This window comes from Shewanella waksmanii ATCC BAA-643, assembly GCF_000518805.1.
Taxonomy (GTDB): Bacteria; Pseudomonadota; Gammaproteobacteria; order Enterobacterales; family Shewanellaceae; genus Shewanella; species Shewanella waksmanii.
Genome location: NZ_JAEH01000016.1, coordinates 1 through 23,705, shown reverse-complemented (window position 1 = coordinate 23,705; position 23,705 = coordinate 1). Strand labels below are relative to the sequence as shown.

The window sequence follows — 23,705 nt, the reverse complement described above, 5'->3', positions numbered from 1 at the left end:
TGTGAATCCAATTGACTTATTTTTGTTATTTTTGCAGTATTTTTAACGAAGTGATTAACTTCTAACAACATAATAAGATAACAAATATCATCTGCTCGATAATTATTAATATTTACTCGAGTGGAGAAGGGAGAAAATATGAACTCTTTGACCTTAACGGCGAAGGCTGTACGCGTAGGATTACTTGCCGCAGCAACAACAAGCGTTGCCTTTAGCGGAGTTGCGTTTGCTGAAGAGCAGGAAGAAGGTGCTACCGTTGAACGAATTCAGGTAACTGGTTCACGCATTAAAAGAACTGATTTAGAAGGCTCTTCACCAGTAACGACAATTACATCTGCAGACATCGAAAAAACTGGCGAAATGTCAGTTGCTGACGTATTACGCCGTAGTAACTTGAACACATTTGGTTCATTTGCAGAGTCATCAGGTAGTACTTGGCAGAGTCAGGCCAACATTTCATTGCGTGGTGCTGGTGCTGACCGCACATTGGTTTTGTTGAACGGTAAACGTATGCCAGGTTCACCTACCATGGGTGGTACTGCGGTAAACTTGAATACTATTCCTACAGCTGCAATTGAACGTATTGAAGTACTGACTGATGGTGCTTCTGCTGTATACGGTTCTGATGCTGTTGCAGGTGTTGTTAACATCATTACTAAAAAGAACTATGAAGGTTTAGAGGTTTCAGCAACAGGTACTAACCCTGAGCAAGCAGGCGGTGAAGAGTGGAAAGCTCACGTCGTTGGCGGAACTTCAAGTGATAAAGGCAGCATGACTTTCTCATTTGAGCATCAGAATCGTGAGATTATTTATCAACGTGACCGTTGGTTCTCAAGCTCTACGAATGTTCTAGCAGATAAGTACTCAGATACAACAGGTGTTTCTGCTTACGCTCGTAACTTCTTAGATATGAGCACCTTCCAGTTCAAGCCAATGGATGCGTGTAACAACGACAAAATGGTTGGTGGTGGTCATGTTTATGATTACGGCGACGGTGACTTTATTTGTGGTTATGACTACACCTCTGAAGCAGCGGATCACGCAGCGCGTAGCTACACTGCTGGTTACGTGAATGCTGACTATGAGCTTTCTGATGAAATTCGTTTTGAAGGGCAAGGCCTATTTAGTCGTAACGAAACATTTGGTCGTTATGCTCCTGCAGCCGGTTGGTTTAATGTTGATGCTGGACAGATTGATGTCCAAAACTACGATGAAAATGGTAACTACATTGATACCACTAAAAATGCCAATGCCGGCCGTGTTTACTATCGTTTTACTGACGTAGGTACACGTGACTCTACCACTATCGATTACAGCACTGATATTCAGGTTGGCTTAGTTGGTGACCATGAAAACTTCGGCTGGGACGCGACTTATCACTATAACCTAGCAGAAAACAGCAACTATGGTACTGGCTACGTTCACAGACCTACTGTTGAAAATTTAGTTAAAAGCGGTGACTTTAACTTTGGCCCAGAAGGGAATAGTGATGCAGTGGTTGCTGCTATTTCTCATGATACTCTTGCTCAAGATATCATGGAGTTCCAAACAGTTAACGCAGGTATTAACTTTGAAGCACTAGACCTTCCAGGTGGCCTAGCTGGTTGGTATTTTGGTGCTGAATACATGGACTACAAGTACACTTCAAAAGTAGACGCAGAATCGGCTGCTGGTGAAGTGATAGGTTCTTCGGGTAATGGCTCTGGTGGTGACCGTCAAGTTGCAGCAGTATTTGGTGAAGCGATTCTACCGATTACTGATAAGCTAGAATTAAACTTGGCATTACGTTTCGATGATTACTCAGATTTTGGTAACGCAACAACACCTAAGGTCGCGGCGCGCTATCAGCTTCTTGAAGATTTAGTACTTCGTGGTTCTTGGGGACAAGGCTTCCGTGCTCCAGCATTGTCAGATTTATATGCTGCAGACTCTTTCAGTGCTGACTTTGCAACCGATTATCACTATTGTGACTTACAAGGTACTGCGCCTGCTGATTGTAGCTCTGCACAGTATGACGTAACTCGTACTGCTAACGAGAACTTAGAAGCTGAAACTTCAGATTTCTATAACTTTGGTGCAATTTGGAATATTACCGATGGGTTGAGTACGAAAGTAGAGTACTACAACTTATCAATTCAAGATGTGATCACATTCGTTTCGCTAGATTCGCTGCTAAGAGAAGAAGCTGAAGTTGGCTACGGTAACTTGAGCCGCGGTGAGATTATTCGTGCAGGCGATAGCCCAGACGGTAAGATCTTGGAAGCGACCACACCACTAGTAAATGGTAATGGTTTCGATACATCTGGTATTGATTTCAACATCACTTACACCGGTCTGGAAACAGCAATTGGTGACTTCGGTACAACGTTTGATTTGACCTATGTACTGACTTATGAAGATGAAGAGTACTTCGATGGTCCTGTTAACAACATGGTTGGCCGCAACGGTTTACCTGACTATCGTTTCACTTGGGTGCTAGATTGGAACTATGGTGATCACAGCGCGTCACTATTGACTCAGCACATTGCTGGTCAAGCTGAAACTATCGACCCAACAACATACGAAGAAGTAGGTAGCCTACCATCGCAAACAACTTTCGATGTTAGCTACAACTACAACACTTCATGGAATGGTAAGATTTCAGTCGGTGTACGTAACTTAACTAACGAAGATCCAGTATTGGATTCTAACTTAGCTTACGATGATTCGCTGTATAACCTTTACGGTCGTACTTACACTGCATCTTATACACAAAAATTCTAAACTCGTTTAGATACTAAAAAACCTCCCATTGGGAGGTTTTTTTATGCCAGTAAATTAAACTTGTTACAATATGACCTGCGGCAGAACATGTTCATTTGTAGCCGTTTAATAACACTCTAGCGAGCACTACTTTATTTTGAGCGGCCACAAATCCAATGACCTCTGTTTGGCAAGTAGCGTACCCAAAAATGAATCTGTTTTGATTTACGGTAGACTATGAGCCGTTTTGAAGCGAATGTAGCGTTAATTTTGGTGAAGCAATGAAGTTACCAAATTAAAGCAGTCAGTCGCATGAGGGCTAGTGAGTTAAACGCAGCTCTTGGCGATGTTGATGATAAAACTCCGCGCTACAGGCTGCACAACGTTGCTCAAGAGGGTCTTGTTGCAACCGATGTGATTCTATCTCGGATTCGCAATCGGCACATAGCCCATACATGCCGATATCTAGCTGGCAATAGGCGGCGTCCAGTTTAGTTAACTGGATAAATAATGGGTCATCACAGCGTTTTAACTGGGTGAGTATTTCGATGAGTTCACTGATAGTAGCGCTAGATGCGAGGCTGCCGAGTTGACTAATTTGCTGTCTCTCCAAGTCAGCTCTCAGATCAGCTTCTACTTCCGACAATACCTGTCTGACTGAGTTATTATTCACGTGTCTTTGCCTAATTACTGATAGTGGTTATCCAGTGTAAACAGGTGATGAATATCAGCTATGATTGAGATCAAATCTGTGTGACATTTTGTCTTGTTAGATCAAATAGTCACAGAGATCTGACCTGTATGGCGGAATTAATGCGTATTGTTAATGCTCTTATGCTTGCTTAAGCAGCGACAAAATGTCTTTGGTTTGCTTGAGCACTCTTAGTTCAACAAACAATTGTTCACCTTCTGGATAATGGCGGGCGATGAACTTTAGCCATTGCTTGATTCGGGCGGGATAATACTTCTCTTTATCACTGACAATTTCAAATTCTGAATATTGTAGTAGTAATTGTTTGACTTGCTGCCAAGCTAAAGGCGCTTGCTGCGCCTTAACAACGTGGGCTAGGTTAGGGACGGTCAAAGCACCGCGGCCTAACATCACATCATCGCAGCCACTTATGGCTTGGCAATTCAGATAGTCTTCACGACTCCATATTTCGCCATTAGCGATGACCGGGATAGCAATCGCGTCTTTTATCTGCTTGATATATTGCCAGTGAGCAGGCGGCCGATAGCCTTCCTCTTTGGTTCGCGCATGAACGGTCAGTTCTGTCGCGCCCGCAGCCTCAATGGCCTGAGCAATTTCAACACAACGACTTTTATCATCCCAGCCTAGGCGGATTTTTGCTGACACAGGTTTACTGCTATCCACAGCTTTACGTACCGCATTGACGACTTGGTAGATGGTATCAGGTTGTTTGAGCAGGGCGGCGCCGCCATTACTTTTATTGACCATTGGCGCTGGACAGCCAAAGTTGATGTCAACGCCTCGCGAACCGAGTTCAACTGCTCTTACTGCATTTTCTGCCATCCACTGTGGGTGCTGGCCGAGCAATTGCAGCCTGACCGGTGTTCCAGCAGAAGTTCGACACTGATTTTTAAGTTCACTACATAGGCGGTAAAACACCTTTTCCGGCAGCAATTGGTCAACAATACGGATAAATTCACTGATCACCAGATCGTAACCACCTACCTGAGTAAGTAGAGAACGCATTGGGGCATCAGCGACCCCCTCCATTGGAGCAAGAATGACACGCATGGTGATTGATTATCCATAGTACGCCTAAGCTCGTCCGCGAGTATTTGCGAGTTTCGCCGGCAGGTTAAATTAAGGCGCGCTATTTTACTTGAACTGACCGTGATAAACAAAGCGCCAATTTTACCTTGTTCAACAATCGCTTCCTAACAGCTTTTATTGAGTAATAATTTGCAAGATCTCACAATTTGAGTCATAAATGTGAACGATGGGTAATTTTTTTGAAATAAAGTTGTTTGCTCTCAGGTCTTATTATCCGAGCCAGCAAAAAATTGGTGTTGGCAAACATATACATGTAGAAATTATTGAAGGAATATATTATGAAATTAGTTAAAAATACTGCTGTAGCTGTTGCCTTGGGTACTGTTGTTGCTGGTTCGGCTTATGCAGGTCAAGCACAGGCAAATCCATTTGGATATAGTGAATTACAAGCTGGCTACCAAATCGTTGATGGTGAAGGTAAATGCGGCGAAGGCAAATGCGGCGGCGAGAAAAAAGGTAAAGAAGGTAAGTGCGGCGAAGGTAAGTGTGGTGGCGATAAGAAAGCCAAAGAAGGTAAATGCGGCGAAGGTAAGTGTGGCGGCGACATGAAAGCCAAAGAAGGTAAGTGTGGTGAAGGCAAGTGTGGCGGCGACAAGAAAGCTAAAGAAGGTAAGTGCGGCGAAGGTAAATGCGGTGGCGATAAGAAAGCCAAAGAAGGTAAATGTGGTGAAGGTAAATGTGGTGGTAGCCACTAATCGTCCAAACGATTATATAAGTTAGTCTACCCTCGTTGTAGGGACTTAATAGGCCAGATTTCTGGCCTATTTCATTATTCTCTAGGGGAGTTGTGATGAACCAACAAGCTTCAGTCGGACTCGGTTTACGCCGAGAAATGTTAGATGAGTTTTGTCAGTCCGTTCCGCAGCAAATTGATTTTCTCGAAGTTGCACCAGAAAACTGGATGACCTTTGGTGGCAAATTTGGACGTCAGTTTAGGCAGTTGACCGAGCAACATCAGTTCTTTTGTCATGGCTTATCATTATCTATAGGTGCCAGCGCACCACTGGATATCGCTTTTGTAAAACAAATTAAAGGCTTTTTAGACACTCACGGTATTGAGATCTACTCTGAGCACTTAAGTTATTGCTCCGGTGAGGGGCACCTGTATGATTTGATGCCCATGCCGTTTACTGGTGAAGCGGTAAAACATGTGGCAAGTCGAGTAAAGCAGGTTGAAGATATTCTAGAGCGACCACTGATTCTAGAGAACGTGTCCTTTTATGCACAGCCAGGTAGCGAAATGAGTGAATGTGAGTTTGTGAATGCCGTTTTAGCTGAAGCAGACTGCCAACTATTACTCGATGTCAATAACATCTATGTTAATTCAATTAATCAACAGTACGACCCACTCGCATTTCTTAAAGCGATGCCGACTGAACGTATCCGTTACTTACATATTGCTGGGCATTACCAAGAGGATGTCGATCTAATGGTCGACACCCATGGCGCAGATATTATTGACCCAGTCTGGTCGCTGCTACAGCAATGCTATGAAATTCACGGTGTATTTCCAACTCTGTTAGAGCGTGATTTCAATATCCCTGAAACGGCAGTTTTGCTAGAAGAGATAAATAAGATCCATCAGTATCAGCAGCATGTTTTACCGAGTGTACCAAGGAGCGCATAGTGGCATTTTCTGAAATACAGCGCTCATTTATAGACTATATTTGCGACCCAAGTCGCCCCTTGCCTGAAGGGACCGACGAGCGCCGAATGTCGGTGTATCGAGAGTTATTCTTTAATAACGTTAATGGCTTTGTTAGCAATGCATTCCCGGTGCTGTGCTCTTTATACAGTGAGCAAGCATGGCGGAAGATAGTGCAGCAGTTTTTTGTGAGCCATGACTGTCAAACCCCTTTGTTCATCGAGATTGCCCAAGAGTTCCTGCTATTTTTACAGCATGAATACCAAGCTGATGATAATGACCCAGACTTTATGCTGGAGTTGGCCCACTATGAATGGTTAGAGCTCAATGTCGTGACCGAGCGGGATAATCCACTACATGTGATGATAACTGACCAAGCGATTGATTGCGGGCAATTAGTGTTGTCAGACAGTGCTCAAATTGCGCAGTATCATTATGAAGTCCATCGAATAAGCCCTGAATACCAACCTTGCTCACCACAGGCCCAGCCGAGCTTTTTTTGTGTTTATCGAGATGCGGAAGAAGAGGTGTGCTTTTTACAGCTAAATCCGCTCAGTGCACAAGTGCTCGCTTACTTAGCTGAACATCAAGGTGTGAGCTATCAGCAGTTAGTGGAGTGGTTAACAGCAACCTTTGTTGAGATGGATCCGCAAATATTGGCCCAAGGCAGTATGCAGATGTTGCAGGACATGGCTGGTAAAGGAATCGTTAGAATGACTAAATTCAGTCAAGGTTAATACTTAAGGGCTAAAATTTGTTTGCTTAAGAGGCTATCTATCTGTGACGTTCATCACTATAATGGCGCCAAAAATTGATCTAGATCAATAAAACAACGCCAACAAACAGTGAGGAAAGCATGAGCCAGCCGTTTAAAGACCCATTTAATGCCGTTTATTTTATTGGATTTTTATTAGTCTTATTGCTACCAACATTACCCGCAAGCCTGTCGTGGTTGAAGCATGCAGGTGTGCTTTAGTCACAGTAATGATAAGCATTCCTGTTTTAGCGGATGCAATTAGGTATACTAACCACTCTTTTACGAGTGGTTTTTTATTGGAAAATAGATGGTATTAAAACGCGGTTTTTTTCTGATTGTCGGACTATGCGCCTTAGTATTGGGGCTCATCGGTATTGTCGTGCCACTATTGCCCACCGTGCCGTTTATTCTGCTTGCTGCCTATAGCTTTGCTCGTTCAAGCCAACGATTACACAATTGGTTGATGACCCATCCTTGGTTTGCTGAAGCACTGAGAGATTGGGATAGCAAACGAGCCATTCGCAAAGGATTAAAACGTAAAGCATATATTGCAAGCACCATCAGCTTTGCCATCAGTATTGCCATCGTTCCTTTGCTATGGGTTAAAGTGATGTTGATGTGCTTTTGTACCGCGCTACTGCTTTATTTGCGGCAAATTCCAGAATTGGAAGATGAATAATACTGCTGCTCAGCCGCGTTAAAATGTGCCACACAGCCTAAGCTTATTGAATTGCAAAAATGTGATCTGCCATAGCAATCTATGTTGTGGATCTCGGCATCGATTGTTGCAACTGCATCTAAAGCGGCTTAAGCTTAGCCGAAAATTCTAATCTAGTGGCCTGTTTTTGGCCTGCCCGATTTTATTCGGGATGACTCAAAAGATGATAGCAATGAACACAGATAAACTTGCGTTGATTAAGCAAAGCATTAAAACCATTCCAGATTATCCAAAGCCAGGCATCTTGTTTAGAGATGTTACCAGCTTAATGGAACAACCTGAGGCCTATCAGGCAACGATTGCTTTATTAGTTGAACACTATAAAGATTTTGGTTTTACCAAAGTGGTGGGCACTGAGGCGCGTGGATTTTTGTTTGGTGCGCCATTAGCGTTGGAGTTAGGTCTTGGTTTTGTGCCCGTACGTAAACCCGGCAAGTTACCACGCAACACGATCAGCGAAAGCTATGAGTTAGAGTATGGCCATGACATGCTTGAAATTCATACCGATGCAATTACCGCTGAAGATAAAGTACTTGTGGTTGATGATCTGTTGGCAACCGGTGGCACAATCGAAGCAACTGTGAAGTTGATTCGTCAATTAGGTGGTGAAGTGAGTCATGCGGCGTTCGTTATTTCGCTGCCAGACCTTGGCGGTGAAACAAAATTAGCAGCGATGGGACTTGAGCTGGTTAAACTGGTTGAGTTTGAAGGCGAATAAGCCGCTTTTTACTTGCCATAAAGCTAACTGAACGCCAATGATACTGTTTGTTATCGTTGGCGTTTTTGTTTTCAACGCCTTGCAAAGCTACTTTTCAGTCAGTTAGCTCGATGAAGTCTGTGCTTGCTAGCGACTTTAGCATTAGCATGGTATTGTGCTTCAGTTAGGGAGTGTATCCCGCTATCTCATTTTCATGACACGTTGGGGAGTTCCATGTCATATCAGGTGTTAGCCAGAAAATGGCGCCCTGCCACTTTTGAACAAATGGTCGGTCAATCACATGTTTTACATGCGCTAACCAATGCGTTGACCCAAAACCGCTTGCATCATGCTTATCTATTTTCAGGCACACGCGGCGTGGGCAAGACCAGTTTAGCTCGGCTATTTGCGAAAGGACTCAATTGCGAACAAGGTGTCACAGCAACCCCGTGCGGTACCTGTTCCAGCTGTATCGAGATTGCCGAAGGTCGCTTTGTTGATTTGATTGAAGTGGATGCAGCTTCTCGCACTAAAGTTGACGATACGCGTGAACTACTTGATAACGTTCAGTATCGACCTAGCCGCGGTCGTTTCAAGGTTTATTTGATTGACGAAGTGCATATGCTATCGCGTAGTAGTTTTAATGCCTTACTGAAAACGTTGGAAGAACCGCCTGAGCATGTCAAATTTCTGTTAGCGACGACAGATCCCCAGCGCCTGCCCGTCACGGTATTATCACGCTGTTTGCAATTTAATTTAAAAAGCCTGACTCAAGAACAGATCAGCCAACAATTGACCCATATCCTTGAGCAAGAGCAAGTGGATCATGAAGAAGCGGCGATTAATTTGCTGGCAAAAGCTGCCAACGGCAGTATGCGTGATGCCTTGAGTTTAACCGACCAATCGATAGCTTTTGGTGCCGGCCATATTAAACTTGCCTTAGTGCAAACTATGCTAGGGACAATCGATGAAGGCTATGTTATTGCATTGCTTGATGGGTTAACTCAGGGCGATATTGGCCAATTGATGACCTTAGTTAATCAGGTACTGACAATGGGCGCCCAGCCAGAAGAGGTGCTACGGGGTTTACTTGAGTTATTGCATCAAATTACTTTGACCCAATTTGCACCAGCTGCGGCCCAGTTGTCTGCTTACGCGCAGCAGATCAGCCATTTCTCAGGGCAACTTAATCCTGAGCAAGTACAGTTATATTACCAGCTACTTTTAAATGGCCGTCGTGACTTACCCCATGCAGCAGATCCTAAATCTGGTTTGGAAATGGCACTATTAAGGGCGGTAGCATTTGTACCTGAAAAACCTGTCAAGCGCTGGCTCGCTGAGCCCCATGTTCTAAAGCCGCTACCTAGTGTGGTTGATGATAGTAAACCAGCCCTAAGTGAGCAGAAAGTTGTTAACGCGAAACAAGCAAATAGCCAAGAGCAAACATCGAGTCAGACGGCCGCAGATGATCCAGGGGAAGCTGCAAATCCAGTAGCCAAAGCCGAGCAGATTATAGACGCTGAGCCAGCAGGTGATGTCGAAAGCGATGATGCCGAAAATGCGGCATTATTGAGCGAGCAAGCACTGATATTGAGCCAAGCGCAAAGCCAAATGCATAGCGGCCAAGTACAAGAGAGCGAAACAACATCAGCGCAGCGTGAAGACATGAGTTTGGCGTCTGGTGCAACAGCAATATCCCCGTCAACGCCCACGTCTGCCTCTAAATCAAGCTCAACACCGGCAGGGCAGGTTTCTGCTAGCAATAATCGAGATGTTAAAGATTCAGAGCTAAAACCCGCGGTTGGTCCAGAACCCGTCGCTGATCAGAGTTTTAGCGGCGATGAGCAAATACCGCTAGAACAGTACGCGATGCAATCAGGCGCGATGGATGATTCTCAAGACGGTTATTTTGTCGATGAGCCATCGCAACCTTTGTTTGATGCTCCGACGGCGACGAATAACAGCCTTGAGCCAGTTAACAGCCTTGAGCCGGGTAGCAGCCCTGAGCCAATTAACAGCCCTGAGTCTAAAAACAGCTCTGAGCAAAGTCCTGCGCCAGCTGAACCATTTGATGATCCGCTTGATGCCGTGCTTGCTGCGCGTCAATCCTTGCTCACTGACCTAGATGCAGAGCCTGCTAAGGAGAGTGACACAAAAAAGCCTTTAAGTGATAAAAAGGCCTTTGTGCCACCCACACGAAAACCCGCTGAAAGTCCTCAGTCAGCGAGTGAAGATGAAAGTAGCGATAAGCTCTTTGGCGCTGATAGTGCTCGCTCGGATAAGCCACAGGCAGAAGCCGCTGATGAAGATGAGGGCGTGTCGGCTACGCACGCCACTTCAAGTGAAGATAGGCCACCTTGGGAGCCAAACCCGCAAGCAGGTAACCTTGATATTCAAGCACAAGCTGCCGCTTTATCTGCGCCACCGACAAGCGAAGCAGGCGCTGCGAATAGCGAGCCATCAACGCAGCAAGCTCAAGACCGACCCCGCCAGGGGATAGCGCTTGATAACAGCCTTGAGCCAGTTAACAGCCATGAGCAAGTTAACAGCCCTGAGCCAGTTAACAGTCATGAACCAGATAATAGCCATGAACCAGCTAACAGCCACGATCTCATTGAGAGCCATCAACGCAGCGAAAGCGCTGTGCTCGCGGTGTTACCACCGTTAGGAGAAAATCAGGTAACTGGACATGACACTGATTTAAAATGGTATCGATTGATGTCTGTCTTGGATGTTGGCGGCCGGGTGAGGCAGTTGGCGGTCAATTCAGTATGTCCACAGTTTAGCTCGCCGTTGGCTTTGCTGCTTAAGCCAAATCAAAAACATTTAGCCGCGCCGATAGCTATAGAGCAACTGCAACAAGCGCTGGCTAATGCGTTAGGCGAGCAATATGAGATTCAGATTGATGTGGGTGTAGATTCAAATCGTGAAACACCTTTGGAAATCAGGCAACGATTCCATAAAGAACTACTCGCGCAGGCAGATTATAGTCTGCAAAGTGATGAGCATATTCAATGGTTGCATCAGTTTATGCAAATAGAGCTTGAACCCGGTAGCATCAGCTATGCTCCTGAGTTGATGACGAGTAAGGGCGAGAGTATTGAGTTGATCAGTAGTTCGAACTTTTCTCGGTTGCCAGAGTCATAGCTAATTCACAGTACTAGCAAATTATTTGAGTTTATCAACCAGCTTTAATTGCTTATTAATGCTAATTGAGTAAGATTAGCCAGATTTTATTATTGATAGAGAGATCGATATGTTTGGAAAAGGCGGTATGGGCAACCTGATGAAGCAGGCCCAGATGATGCAAGACAAGATGGCCCAAGTGCAAGAAGAGATTGCACGTATGGAAGTCACCGGTGAAGCAGGTGCAGGTCTTGTTAAAGTGACCATGACAGGCTCTCACAGTGTACGCAAAGTCGATATCGACGAAAGCCTACTTGAAGATGACAAAGAGATGCTAGAAGACTTGATAGCAGCAGCATGTAATGATGCGGCACGTCGTGTTGAAGAGAATCAAAAAGAGAAAATGGCTGAAGTGACCGGTGGCATGCAATTACCACCTGGTATGAAGATGCCTTTCTAACGCCATGAAATTTAGCCCGCTTGTTGATGAGCTGATTCAATCGTTGCGTTGCCTACCGGGTGTGGGTCCTAAATCTGCACAGCGGATGGCTTTTCAGCTTTTAGAACGTGATAGAAAGCCTGGCAAACAGCTTGCTGAAGCATTGTCGAGTGCGATGAGCGAAGTGGGTCATTGCGATGACTGCCGCACATTTACCGAAGAAGATCTTTGTCCTATCTGTGCCAATCATAAGCGCACAGAGTCAGGTGTGATTTGTGTGGTAGAAACCCCTGCCGATGTATTAGCCATCGAAGCAGGAGGGCATTTTTCAGGCAGATACTTTGTATTACTCGGCCATCTATCACCATTAGATGGTGTCGGACCTGATGAGTTAGGTCTGGCGTTATTGGCCAAGCAGATTGCGTCAGGCAAAGTCACTGAATTGATCTTAGCAACCAATCCAACGGTAGAAGGTGATGCAACGGCACATTATATTGCGGATATGGCAAAAAGCGCTGACATTAGCGTTAGTCGTATCGCACACGGTGTTCCCGTTGGCGGTGAGCTCGAGTATGTCGACAGCACCACATTAGCATTATCATTTAATGGTCGGTTACCGTTGTAACTAGATCTGCCACGACAAAGTCTGTTAAAAAGCCTAGATAATCGCTTATCTGGGCTTTTTTTGTGCAAAAACACCAAAGGTGCACTTTTTTCCTTGAAAAGCAAAAAACCAACCCCATCTCTAGTGCCATAGAGATGCTAATTGCATCGACGTGTTTAGTGAAATTAGAAGGAATAATCGATGTCACAACAAGAAACTCATGGCTTTCAAACCGAGGTCAAACAATTACTGAATTTGATGATCCACTCTTTGTATTCAAACAAAGAGATTTTCTTGCGTGAATTGGTATCAAATGCCGCTGATGCGGCAGACAAACTTCGTTATGAAGCGCTGACAAATGATGCTTTGTATGAGGGCGATGGTGAGCTACGCGTTCGCATCAGTGCCGACAAAGAGCAAGGCGCTGTCACTATCGAAGACAACGGCATTGGTATGACTCGTGATGGTGTGATTGAACACTTAGGTACGATTGCTAAGTCTGGTACTGCCGAATTTTTCAAAAACCTTTCAGGTGATGAATCTAAAGATTCACAACTGATTGGTCAGTTTGGTGTGGGTTTTTATTCTGCATTCATCGTTGCTGATCAAGTCACGGTAGAAACACGTGCTGCTGGCCATGGTGCCGATGAAGCGGTGAAGTGGGAGTCAGCAGGCGAAGGTGACTTCACCGTTGATACCATCAGTAAAGCAAGCCGTGGAACCAAGATCACTTTGCACCTACGCGAAGATGAAAAAGAGTTTGCTGATGATTTCCGTCTACGTTCAATTATTACTAAGTACTCTGATCATATTTCAGTCCCTGTAGAGATGTGGCAAGAGGGCACGCCTGCACAAGAGGCGACTGAAGAAGGTGGCGAAGCGATTGCGGCGACTGAAGGTCAGTGGCAAGCAATGAACAAGGCAACAGCGCTTTGGACACGTAACAAAAGCGATGTGACCGAAGAAGAGTATCAAGAGTTTTATAAGCACATCTCTCATGACTTTACTGACCCGCTGCTTTGGAGCCATAACCGCGTAGAAGGCAAACAGGAATACACTAGCGTGCTCTATATCCCAGCGAAAGCACCTTGGGATATGTGGAACCGCGACCGTAAACATGGTTTGAAATTATTCGTACAACGTGTGTTTGTTATGGATGATGCTGAGCAGTTTATGCCGAGCTATTTACGTTTTGTTCAAGGTCTTATTGATTCAAACGATTTACCACTTAACGTGTCACGTGAAATCTTACAAGATAACAAGGTGACCACAGCACTGCGCACCGCAGTTACCAAGCGTGTGCTAGGTATGTTAGAGAAGCTTGCTAAGAACGATGCAGAGAAATATCAGACGTTTTGGGCTGAGTTTGGTCAAGTACTGAAAGAAGGCCCTGCTGAAGATTTCGCTAACAAAGAGCGTGTTGCTGGATTACTGCGCTTTGCCTCTACAGAAGGCAATGGTGCAGAGCCAACGGTAAGTTTAGCTGACTATGTGTCGCGCATGAAAGAAGGTCAGACTAAGATTTACTTCATTGTTGCTGATAGCCACGAAGCGGCAGCAAACAGTCCTCATCTTGAATTACTGCGCAAGAAAGGCATTGAAGTATTATTGATATCTGAGCGCATCGATGAGTGGTTGATTAATCACCTTACTGAATTTGACGGCAAGCAATTGCACTCAGTAACTCGCGGTGATTTGCAACTAGGCGACCTTGAAGATGCGGCTGATAAAGAAGCACAAGAGAAGTTGCAAACAGAATCAGAAGGATTAATCACTCGAGTGAAAGATGTTCTCGGTGATAAAGTGGCCGATGTTAAGGTGACTTCACGACTAACCGATACCCCAGCGTGTGTTGTGGCCGGTGAGGGCGAGATGTCTAGCCAAATGATTAAGCTGATGCAAGCGGCTGGTCAAGAAGTACCGGAAACAAAACCAACATTTGAAATTAACCCTGAGCACCCATTGGTAGCGCGTCTAGACAACGAGCAAGATGAGCAACTATTTGGTCAGTGGGCTGAGTTGTTGTTACAGCAAGCTCAGTTATCAGAAAAAGGCAGCTTATCTGACCCATCAGCGTTCATTAAGTTGATGAATCAGATGTTGATGGCTAACTTGAAGTAATCAACAATCGTTAATTAACAAAGGCAGTGTAAACTGCCTTTGCTTTTTTTGATTAAATGCAAGGATGGTTATGCAACCTGTACTCGATCTCACTAAAGAGAATATTCAGCAAGTCGTCGATGCGTCAATGCAACAGATAATTGTGTTGAACTTCTGGAGTGAGCAAAGTCCTGAAAGCGTCACATTGCTCAATACGCTCACAGCGATGGCTCAACAATCAGGCCGTTTCGTATTGGCGAAGGTCAATTGCGATACGGAGATGGAAATCGCCAACTATTTCCAGATCCAAAGTTTACCCACCACTATGGTGCTAAGTGAAGGCAAGCCTATTGATGGTTTTGCCGGATTACAGGAAGCGCCACAGATAGAACAACTACTTGAAAAACACCTACCTGCACAATGGCAATTGGATCTGCAGCAAGCCAAGCAACTGCTAGCAGAGCAGCAGTTTGACCAAGCTTTACCTTTGTTAAAACAAGCATACAGTGAATCCACTTCTGCCGAAGTGGCGTTACCCTATGTTGATGCGTTGCTCAGTAAAGGCGATCTCGTGTTAGCGCAAAGTCTACTAGACGGCATCGGCTTAGCAGACCAAGATAGCTACTTCCAAAGTTTGAAGGCGAAATTAAGCCTAGCCCTTGATGCGGCAGACACGCCAGAAATTAGGAATTTGCAACAGCAACTAGCTACTGACTCAAGCAATATGGAGTTGGTACTTAAGCTTGCTACTGCGTTGCACCAAGCCAATCGCAATGACGAAGCACTTGAAAGCTTGTTTGCAGTATTACAAAAAGATATGAGTGCGTTAGACGGCAACATTAAGCAGTTATTCCTCGATATTTTAACTGCCATGGGCCAAGGCGATTCGCTGGCGAATCAATACCGTAGAAAGTTATATACGTTATTGTATTAACCGCTGCCTTCAGCAATTGTTTTTTGAAGAGGTTAGTGAACTGCCGCTCTAACAATTGTCGAGTAGAAATACAAGCAAAGGGGCAAAGTTAAACTCATTAACGCCCCTTCAAAATAGCGGCTATTTATGCGAAAATCGCCGCCCAATGATAAAAACTATGCGAAATAAGAGGACTCTCAGATGCGCATTATGCTATTAGGTGCCCCAGGTGCCGGTAAAGGTACCCAGGCACAGTTCATCATGGAAAAATATGGTGTTCCACAAATCTCTACAGGTGATATGTTACGTGCTGCTGTTAAAGCCGGAACGCCACTTGGCTTAGAAGCCAAAAAAGTGATGGATGCAGGTCAGTTAGTTTCTGATGAGCTTATTATCGGCCTAGTAAAAGAGCGTATTGCCCAAGATGATTGTGCAAAAGGTTTCTTATTAGACGGTTTCCCGCGTACGATCCCACAAGCCGATGCGATGGCAAATAGCGGTATTGATATTGACCACGTGGTGGAAATTGATGTACCAGATGAAGAAATCGTTAAGCGCATGAGTGGTCGCCGTGTTCACCCTGGCTCAGGACGTGTTTATCATATTGTTTTCAACCAACCAAAAGTTGAAGGCAAAGATGATGTTACCGGTGAAGATCTTGCAATCCGTCCAGATGATGAAGAAGAAACTGTGCGTAAACGCCTTGGCATTTACCATGAGCAAACTAAGCCATTGGTTGAATATTATGGCAACCTAGCGTCGCAAGATAAGCTGGTTTATAGCAAATTTGATGGCACTAAAAGTGTTGCCGATGTGAGTGCTGAAATCGTAACAGCTTTAAGCTAATCACGCTTATTAGTTTCTCTATATGAGCTAGCTCTCATATTTCAAAAAAGCCCACATTTGTGGGCTTTTTTATTGCCTAACTCGATGGTAGCCTTACATTTTCCTTACATATAACTCAAAAAATACAAACAGGTGTACATCGCGCCACTGGCCGGTGAATATCCGAGGTGATCACATAGGTTTTGTAAACTATCAGTGCAATTAGTAATGGTTGGGAAAACCACTGAATTAGCACTGAGGCTAGAGCAAGCAAAAGGAGTTGGTAAGGCGCGGGTAAATTGATTTCTATCCGCAGTGCGAGGGATAAATTTGCAAAGCGTATGTTGATGGCCATTCACATCTTTTGAGTATTGCCTTATTAAGAGAGCTAACTTGAGCATACAGTCTGAGAAAATTGGGGTTCTACTCGTTAATCTGGGAACACCGGATAGTCCAACCACTGCCGATGTCAGGCGCTTTTTACAGCAGTTTTTGAGTGACCCTCGTGTTGTAGACGTTAATCCGTTGATTTGGAAACCGATCCTTAACGGTATTATTCTTAATACTCGCCCCAAAAAGGTCGCTAAACTCTACGAGAGTATTTGGTGGGAGCAGGGATCGCCGCTGATGGTTGTCAGTGAGCGACAACAGCAAAAGTTACAAAGCATGTTGCAAGCCGCTGGGCTGAATATGCCGGTAGAATTAGGCATGAGTTACGGAAATCCGTCTTTACAATCTGGATTGGCGCAGCTTAAAGCACGCGGTGCAGAAAAGATAATCGTCCTGCCACTTTATCCACAGTACTCCTGCTCAACGGTTGCCCCCGTGTTTGATGCAATTACTTGTCAGTATCAGCAACAACGCGACTACCCAGAAACTCGCTTTAATAAACAGTATTTTGATCATCCAACCTACATTGAGGCATTGGCTCAGTCGGTGCAAAGTCATTGGCAGCAATATGGCCAAGCTGATTGCTTGCTTATGTCATTCCATGGCGTGCCTAAGCGTTATGTGACAGAGGGCGATCCTTACCAACAACAATGTCAGTCTACTGCAGAATTATTAGCACAACGTCTTGGCTTAACAAATCAGCAATGGCGCATCTGCTTCCAGTCGCAATTTGGTAAAGAAGAATGGTTAACACCATACACCGATGAGATGCTAGCTGATTTGCCTAAACAAGGTATCAAGTCGGTGGACATTATGTGCCCAGCATTTGCTGCTGATTGTTTAGAAACCTTAGAAGAAATCGCCACTGAAGGTAAACAGGAGTTTATCGAAGCGGGTGGTGAAAACTATCGTTTTATCGACTGCTTGAATGACAATGATGCTCATATTCAAATGATGGCCGAATTAGTCAAGCAACAAGCCGCGGGTTGGCTAAGTGAACAAACACTATAAATCGCTGTTCATTGCACTAAACTATGCTAGGATCTGTCGCCATTTTGTTTAATGATGGCGGCATTGCCTGAAGTGCCATGCATACTAGCACGGGGAATATAGTATGCTACTTTTAGAAGATCGCAAGGATGCCAATATTGAGAATCTGTTATGAAGTTTCCTGGACAGCGAAAGTCTAAACACTATTTTCCAGTCAAAAACAAAGATCCGCTGCTGGCCCAATTGACCCAGCAGCCGCAGCACGTCTCGACCCATATTAGTGGTATCGATCAAACATTGGTTGATATTGAAGCCAAAGTTGGCGATGAGCTATTACAGCGTTATGGCTTACCTAAAGGTAACTCAACCTTAATTGATGACGACAAGGCGCACCAGTTATATAACGAGCTGAAAGATAACCGCTTAGTCAGTGATGAGTTCGCTGGTGGGACTATCGGTAACACCGTTCATAACTATTCTATTTTGGCCGATGATCGCTCGGTATTGTTTGGGGTCATGAGTAATAATATTGCTGTGGGGAGTTATGCCTACCGTTACCTTTGCAATACATCCTCTAAAGTCGATCTTAACTTCTTGCAGCCGGTAGATGGCCCAATTGGGCGTTGCTTTACGCTGATTTCTGAATGTGGCGAGCGTACTTTTGCAATCAGCAAAGGTTCAATGGATAAGCTGACGCCAGCCTATATCGACGAAAAGATAGTTAAAACCTCTTCAGCTTTGGTATTGACCGCTTATTTAATGCGAGCTAGTGGAGGCGATCAGATCACAGCGGCGGCATTGAAAGCCATAGAATATGCTAAAGCGGCCGATGTGCCAGTGGTGTTGACACTGGGTACTCGCTTCTTAATTGAGGAAGATCCGCAGTGGTGGCGTGACTTCATTAAGGACAATGTTTCGATATTAGCGATGAATGAAGATGAAGGTGAAGCGCTAACAGGCTTTAAGGACCCACTGAGCGCCAGTGAGGCGGCTTTAGAGTGGTGTGACATGGTGTTGACTACCGCAGGGCCTCTTGGCTTGTATACGGCTGGCTATACCGACGACAGCGAAAAGCGCGAAACAAGTCATGCATTACTGCCTGGTGCTATTCCTGAATTTAACCGCTATGAGTTTTCACGTCCTAAGCGTCGCCGTGATTGTGATGAACCTATAAAGGTATATGCGCATATTTCACCTTATATGGGCGGGCCGGAAAAAATTCGTAATACCAATGGTGCCGGTGATGGTGCTTTATCTGCGCTACTACATGATTTGGCATCAAACGATTATCATCGCTCTAATGTGCCTGGTTCAAGTAAACATAAGAACGATGGCTTGTGTTACAGCTCGTTTTCACAGATCTGTAAATATGCGAACCGCGTTGCATTTGAAGTATTGGCTCAACATAGTCCACGATTATCTCGGGGTTTACCTGAGCGTGAAGATAGTCTAGAAGAGTCCTATTGGGAGCGCTAAACTAGTTTGCTCTACATAATAAAAAAGGCGCCCTTAGGCGCCTTTTTTGATCTGCTAAATACTCACTTATGGGTTATTAGCTTTTTAGCTCAGCGTTAACTTGTTCAGTAAAGCTGCCCGCAGTTTTCCCTGCTTGCGTATCATTGAAGGTTGTGTCATCAAACGCACCTTCAGATTTAGCTATCACAACAGTAGCAACAGAGTCACCGGTAACGTTAACCGCAGTACGTACCATATCAAGTAGACGGTCAACACCCATAATCAGTGCAATACCTTCTACAGGCAGTCCTACTTGGTTCAGTACCATAGCTAACATGATAAGTCCGACGCCTGGAACACCTGCTGTACCAATTGAGGCAAGCGTAGCGGTAACAACAACCATAGCATAATCGGTGATGGTCAAATCAATGCCAAATACCTGAGCAATGAATACTGTCGCAACACCTTGCATAATCGCCGTACCATCCATGTTGATGGTAGCACCTAAAGGCAAAGTGAATGACGCCACTTTGTTGTCAACACCTAAACGGTGCTCAGCGGTTTCAATGGTAACGGGTAAGGTTGCGTTTGAGCTTGCGGTACTAAACGCAAATAGTTGCACATCACGCATCTTACGAATGAAGATAAATGGATTCAGCCCAGAAAATAGCTTCAATAGTGATGGGTAAACCACAAACGCATGTATCAGCAACACGCCCAGAACCACTAAGAAGTACTTCAGTACGCTACCGAATGTTTCAACGCCTAGAGTCAGTGCGAGCTTCGCCATTAGTGCGAAAATACCATAAGGCGCCAGTGACATAACTAAGGTGACAACACGCATAATCACTTCGTTTAAGTCGCTAAATAGCGCTGCAACACGCTTACCTCTTTCACCAATGTGGGAAATGGCAAAACCAAAGATCACTGCAAAGATAATAATTTGCAGCATGTTACCTTCGGTCATAGCTTGAATTGGGTTGCGAGGAACTAAATTAATGAGTACTTCGGCTAAACCAGGCGCTTCCTTGGCGCTAAATTCAATGTGCTCTGAGGCCAGTGATGCATTACCGGGATGAATCAACAGTGCAACAAGAATTGCCATCGATAGTGCGATAGCGGTGGTGAATAAGTAAAACGCTATCGTTTTACCCCCTAGGCGCCCTAATTTTGATGGGTCGCTTAACGAGCAGGTTCCGCACACCAAAGAGATAAATACCAAGGGGACAACCAACATCTGCAAACTAGAGATAAAGATCGAGCCGATGACATTAAACAACCCTTCGGTTATGTACTCTTCAACGAACGTGCTACCTGGCAGCAGGTTTCTCAGCAACAGGCCAAATATAATACCGGTAGCCATACCGATAAGTATTTTACCCGTGAGGCCGAGTTTTTTAGATTGAGTTAAAGCCATTTTGCTTCCTGTATAATTATTATGCTTTCAATTTGCGCATTAAAGCCTAGCAAGAAAAGTTAGCAGAAGAAACGGGCAAATAGTTAAAGTTTTTGGTGATTTTGCCGAATTAAATGCAATGAGTTATGGAAAAGTTATAGGAAAATTGTGTAATGTTGACCTATAAGTAATAAACAGATGTTATAAATTTATAATCTGAGTAACAGGGAGTCTGACAATGCAGTCAGCGTTTAAAGTTTTTGTCTCATTTTTACTGTCCTTTTTTATAGTTGCGTGTAGTGGAGGGGGGGATATATCAGATTCGGGCGGTGGCACAGATCCTGCTCCAGAAGTTACCATTTCAGTTAATTTGTCTATCGATAATTCCCAAATATCAGTTGCCGAGCCTGGCGTGATAACCGCAACCGTTGTCGATTCCAATGGTGACCCGGTTGATACTCTCGTATCGTTTTCACTAAATAATGCCGACTACGGTACGTTCGATCCCATTACTGGCGATGTTCCTACTAACTCTGATGGAGTAGCAACCATTAAGGTGAACACCGCAGAAATCAATACGGGTGCAACGGTTACGGCAACCACGAGTACCGGTGAGAGCAGCTCAGTCAATCTGATTATGGTTGGCGATGGCGGCGAGGCTGGCGGAGGTGCACAAGTTTCTGTGGTGTTGACGGACCCAAGTGGCAACCCTATTCAAAGTATCAGTACGTTATCGCCAGGAAAGCTCACCGCTACGGTGACGGGCATTAGTAGTGCGGTGATTGTCACCTTTGACAGTGAAATTGGTGATCTACCGATTAAAACTGCGGTCACCGATAGCGAAGGTAAAGCCACAGTAGATATTTACGCTGGTAGTTCATTAGGCGCAGGTGAGGTCACTGCCTCGCTGACAACCAATGAAGTTGGCAAAACTATCGTGGTCGTTGGCGCGACCAATGTGGTGATGGGTAGTGGTGACCCACTACAAGAAGGCGTGGCTGAAGTCAGCACGGATGTGTTATCCGCTGGTGGTACAGCAACGATTTCAGTGTTGATTCAAGACGATCAAGGCAATGCCTTTACAGAGCCTGTTGACGTGAACTTCTCATCGACTTGTGCAACCAAAAGTCCTGCTCAAGCAGAAATTAGCTCTCCGATTTCTTCAAGTAATGGGGTTGCGACTTCAACTTATCTTGCCCAAGGCTGTGTTGGTGAAGATCAAATAAATGTCACCGCTAATGCGGGTGGTATTGCGTTATCGGCAGTGGGCATCATTAATGTATTGCAAGCTGATGTGGGCAGTATTGTATTTGTATCCGCAGAGCCTGAGAATATTGACATACTAGGCACCGGCGGTATCGAAGCATCAACAATTAAATTTAGAGTGTTGGACAAAAACAGTAACCCGGTGAGTAATCAAAATGTGCTGTTCTCGCTTAATACAGATGTAGGTGGGGTTGATTTTAGTCCTAAATCTGCGACGACTAATAGTGATGGCATTGTACAGACCGTGGTGACTACCGGTACCGTTGCGACTTCCTTAAGAGTTACAGCGACTGTAGATGATGGCTCGGTACCAGCGATAGCCAGTCAGTCGAAACAGCTTATTGTGTCAACCGGTATTCCAGATCAAGACAGTTTCTCCTTATCTGCTGCAGTATTAAATGCAGAAGGCTGGGATATTGATGGTACTGAGGTAGTGGTGACCGCGCGTATGGCGGATGCATTTAATAACCCTGTACCGGATGGAACAACAGTATCTTTTACTACTGAAGGTGGCTCTATTGAAGATGCTTGCCAGACGGTGAAAGGGGCTTGTTCGGTTAAATGGACATCACAATTACCACGGCCAGAAGGGAATACTTTGCTATCCGGTGATGGGTCGCAGACTCGTAATCCAGAATCAGGGTTAACTTATGATGCAACACTTGGTGTTTACGGCAACTTTTACGACCAGAAGTACGGTGGCCGGGCAACGATAACCGCTACGGCGATCGGCGAGGAAAGCTTTCCAGACCTTAATGGTAATGGTCGCTTTGATGCTGATGAAATGAATGAATTTATTAATGGTACCGATGTTACAGGTCAAGCTTTTGATCTAGATGATGCTTTTAATGACTACAACGAAGATACTGTGTTTAATCCGCAACCTGCTAACCAATTACCTGGGCAAATAGGTGGTGAACTTGAAGAGTTAATTGACTTTAACTTTAATCAAATATTCGATCAAAAAGACGGTCTGTACAATGGTGTGCTATGTTCAGACCCTGTGCACGCAGGCTGTGCTGATGGGGTAAGTAATTCTAAGTCAATTTATGTACGCCGTAGTCTTGTCATGGTGATGTCTGGAAGTGCCGCTTTCGCCACTGATTTAGCTGACATTGTAATTGATGATGCTCGTGGTGAAGGTAACCATCAGAGTATTCAGATTGTCGGCAAAGGTGCAGCTACGGCTTGGTTTACAATATCTGATTTACATAATCAGCAGATGCCAGCAGGTTCGATTGTTCGCTTTACCGCCAGTGCTGGCTCTGTAGTAAGTTCAAGTGAAATAGTTTGGCCTAGTACTAACTATAACGGTGGGCGAGATTTTGCCGTAACAGTTAAGGGTGAGGATGAACCTAATTCAGGCGTCTTACTTGTTGAAGTTGAAACACCAAGCGGGGTGAAAACCCAAGTAGTATCGATAGGTATTACTATCTTGTAGTTTGGATGATATTTAGAAAACTTAAAAAAGGTGCTGAGGCACCTTTTTTTATAACTAGCGTCGAGTTTGCTGATGACCTATTGGTTATGTACCATTTTATGGTCATTAAAAAAGCCACCTCAATTGAGGTGGCTTTTTAGTCGGTATTTATGTCCCGTCCTGAGATAAGTTGACACTTTGGAGACTTATCTATGAAACCTTCAAGCACAATCAGCATTAAACGTACACAACGTGATTACACATTAGGCTTTAAATTAGCCGTTGTCAGTCAAGTAGAAAAAGGCGAGCTAACCTATAAGCAAGCTCAACAGCACTACGGTATTCAAGGTCGAAGTACGGTCCTTACATGGTTAAGAAAGCATGGTAGATTAGACTGGACGCAACCCATGGAGCACTCTCC

At 44.6% G+C, this 23,705-nt stretch carries 19 protein-coding genes; 16 read left to right on the top strand and 3 right to left on the bottom strand.

What is annotated here, in order from left to right; translation table 11 throughout:
• Positions 1-138 precede the first annotated feature (138 nt).
• Positions 139-2,763: a TonB-dependent receptor plug domain-containing protein gene (locus L865_RS0109505; protein ID WP_028773018.1), complete on the top strand. Its 2,625-nt coding sequence runs from the start codon at positions 139-141 to the stop codon at positions 2,761-2,763.
• Between the two features lie 298 nt (positions 2,764-3,061).
• Here L865_RS0109505 and L865_RS0109500 read toward each other — a convergent pair whose 3' ends face one another.
• Together L865_RS0109500 and dusC are read right to left on the bottom strand one after the other, a co-directional pair.
• Positions 3,062-3,415, bottom strand: coding sequence for a TraR/DksA C4-type zinc finger protein (locus L865_RS0109500; protein WP_028773017.1), 354 nt, complete (start codon positions 3,413-3,415; stop codon positions 3,062-3,064).
• A gap of 159 nt (positions 3,416-3,574) precedes the next feature.
• On the bottom strand, positions 3,575-4,504 hold the full coding sequence (gene dusC / locus L865_RS0109495; protein WP_028773016.1) for a tRNA dihydrouridine(16) synthase DusC: 930 nt from the start codon (positions 4,502-4,504) through the stop codon (positions 3,575-3,577).
• Between the two features lie 317 nt (positions 4,505-4,821).
• Between dusC and L865_RS0109490 the strand changes: the two genes are divergently transcribed.
• From L865_RS0109490 to L865_RS0109425, 13 genes are all read left to right on the top strand, one after another.
• Positions 4,822-5,238, top strand: coding sequence for an HvfA family oxazolone/thioamide-modified RiPP metallophore (locus tag L865_RS0109490; RefSeq protein ID WP_028773015.1), 417 nt, complete (start codon positions 4,822-4,824; stop codon positions 5,236-5,238).
• A 95-nt stretch (positions 5,239-5,333) separates the two neighbouring features.
• Positions 5,334-6,170 carry an HvfB family MNIO-type RiPP peptide maturase gene (locus L865_RS0109485; protein ID WP_028773014.1) on the top strand — a complete coding sequence of 279 codons (837 nt, stop codon included), beginning with the start codon at positions 5,334-5,336 and terminating at the stop codon, positions 6,168-6,170.
• Positions 6,170-6,925 carry an HvfC family RiPP maturation protein gene (locus tag L865_RS0109480; RefSeq protein ID WP_028773013.1) on the top strand — a complete coding sequence of 252 codons (756 nt, stop codon included), beginning with the start codon at positions 6,170-6,172 and terminating at the stop codon, positions 6,923-6,925. The genes L865_RS0109485 and L865_RS0109480 overlap by 1 nt, the downstream gene beginning before the upstream one ends.
• Before the next feature lie 327 nt (positions 6,926-7,252).
• Positions 7,253-7,624: a YbaN family protein gene (locus L865_RS0109470; protein WP_028773012.1), complete on the top strand. Its 372-nt coding sequence runs from the start codon at positions 7,253-7,255 to the stop codon at positions 7,622-7,624.
• Positions 7,625-7,829: 205 nt separating this feature from the next.
• The gene (apt, locus tag L865_RS0109465) at positions 7,830-8,381 is read left to right on the top strand and encodes an adenine phosphoribosyltransferase (RefSeq protein WP_157577519.1); all 552 of its coding nucleotides are present in this window, start codon (positions 7,830-7,832) and stop codon (positions 8,379-8,381) included.
• A gap of 213 nt (positions 8,382-8,594) precedes the next feature.
• Positions 8,595-11,507, top strand: a complete 2,913-nt coding sequence (gene dnaX, locus L865_RS0109460; RefSeq protein ID WP_028773010.1) for a DNA polymerase III subunit gamma/tau — start codon at positions 8,595-8,597, stop codon at positions 11,505-11,507.
• 109 nt (positions 11,508-11,616) lie between these two features.
• Positions 11,617-11,946 carry a YbaB/EbfC family nucleoid-associated protein gene (locus L865_RS0109455; protein ID WP_028773009.1) on the top strand — a complete coding sequence of 110 codons (330 nt, stop codon included), beginning with the start codon at positions 11,617-11,619 and terminating at the stop codon, positions 11,944-11,946.
• A gap of 4 nt (positions 11,947-11,950) precedes the next feature.
• Positions 11,951-12,550 carry a recombination mediator RecR gene (gene recR, locus L865_RS0109450; protein ID WP_028773008.1) on the top strand — a complete coding sequence of 200 codons (600 nt, stop codon included), beginning with the start codon at positions 11,951-11,953 and terminating at the stop codon, positions 12,548-12,550.
• A 180-nt stretch (positions 12,551-12,730) separates the two neighbouring features.
• The gene (gene htpG, locus L865_RS0109445) at positions 12,731-14,650 is read left to right on the top strand and encodes a molecular chaperone HtpG (RefSeq protein WP_028773007.1); all 1,920 of its coding nucleotides are present in this window, start codon (positions 12,731-12,733) and stop codon (positions 14,648-14,650) included.
• Positions 14,651-14,720: 70 nt separating this feature from the next.
• Complete coding sequence (locus L865_RS0109440) at positions 14,721-15,563, top strand: co-chaperone YbbN (protein WP_028773006.1); 843 nt, start codon at positions 14,721-14,723, stop codon at positions 15,561-15,563.
• A gap of 180 nt (positions 15,564-15,743) precedes the next feature.
• The gene (gene adk / locus L865_RS0109435; protein WP_028773005.1) at positions 15,744-16,388 is read left to right on the top strand and encodes an adenylate kinase; all 645 of its coding nucleotides are present in this window, start codon (positions 15,744-15,746) and stop codon (positions 16,386-16,388) included.
• Between the two features lie 372 nt (positions 16,389-16,760).
• Positions 16,761-17,768: a ferrochelatase gene (hemH, locus tag L865_RS0109430; protein ID WP_028773004.1), complete on the top strand. Its 1,008-nt coding sequence runs from the start codon at positions 16,761-16,763 to the stop codon at positions 17,766-17,768.
• A gap of 150 nt (positions 17,769-17,918) precedes the next feature.
• Positions 17,919-19,223 carry an inosine/guanosine kinase gene (locus L865_RS0109425; RefSeq protein WP_028773003.1) on the top strand — a complete coding sequence of 435 codons (1,305 nt, stop codon included), beginning with the start codon at positions 17,919-17,921 and terminating at the stop codon, positions 19,221-19,223.
• Between the two features lie 76 nt (positions 19,224-19,299).
• Here the strand turns inward: L865_RS0109425 and L865_RS0109420 are convergent, their stop codons facing one another.
• Complete coding sequence (locus L865_RS0109420) at positions 19,300-20,619, bottom strand: dicarboxylate/amino acid:cation symporter (protein WP_028773002.1); 1,320 nt, start codon at positions 20,617-20,619, stop codon at positions 19,300-19,302.
• 217 nt (positions 20,620-20,836) lie between these two features.
• Between L865_RS0109420 and L865_RS0109415 the strand changes: the two genes are divergently transcribed.
• Together L865_RS0109415 and L865_RS0109405 are read left to right on the top strand one after the other, a co-directional pair.
• Positions 20,837-23,305: an Ig-like domain-containing protein gene (locus L865_RS0109415; protein WP_028773001.1), complete on the top strand. Its 2,469-nt coding sequence runs from the start codon at positions 20,837-20,839 to the stop codon at positions 23,303-23,305.
• A gap of 191 nt (positions 23,306-23,496) precedes the next feature.
• A partial coding sequence (locus L865_RS0109405) for a helix-turn-helix domain-containing protein (protein ID WP_028773000.1) occupies positions 23,497-23,705 on the top strand: 209 nt, incomplete at its 3' end.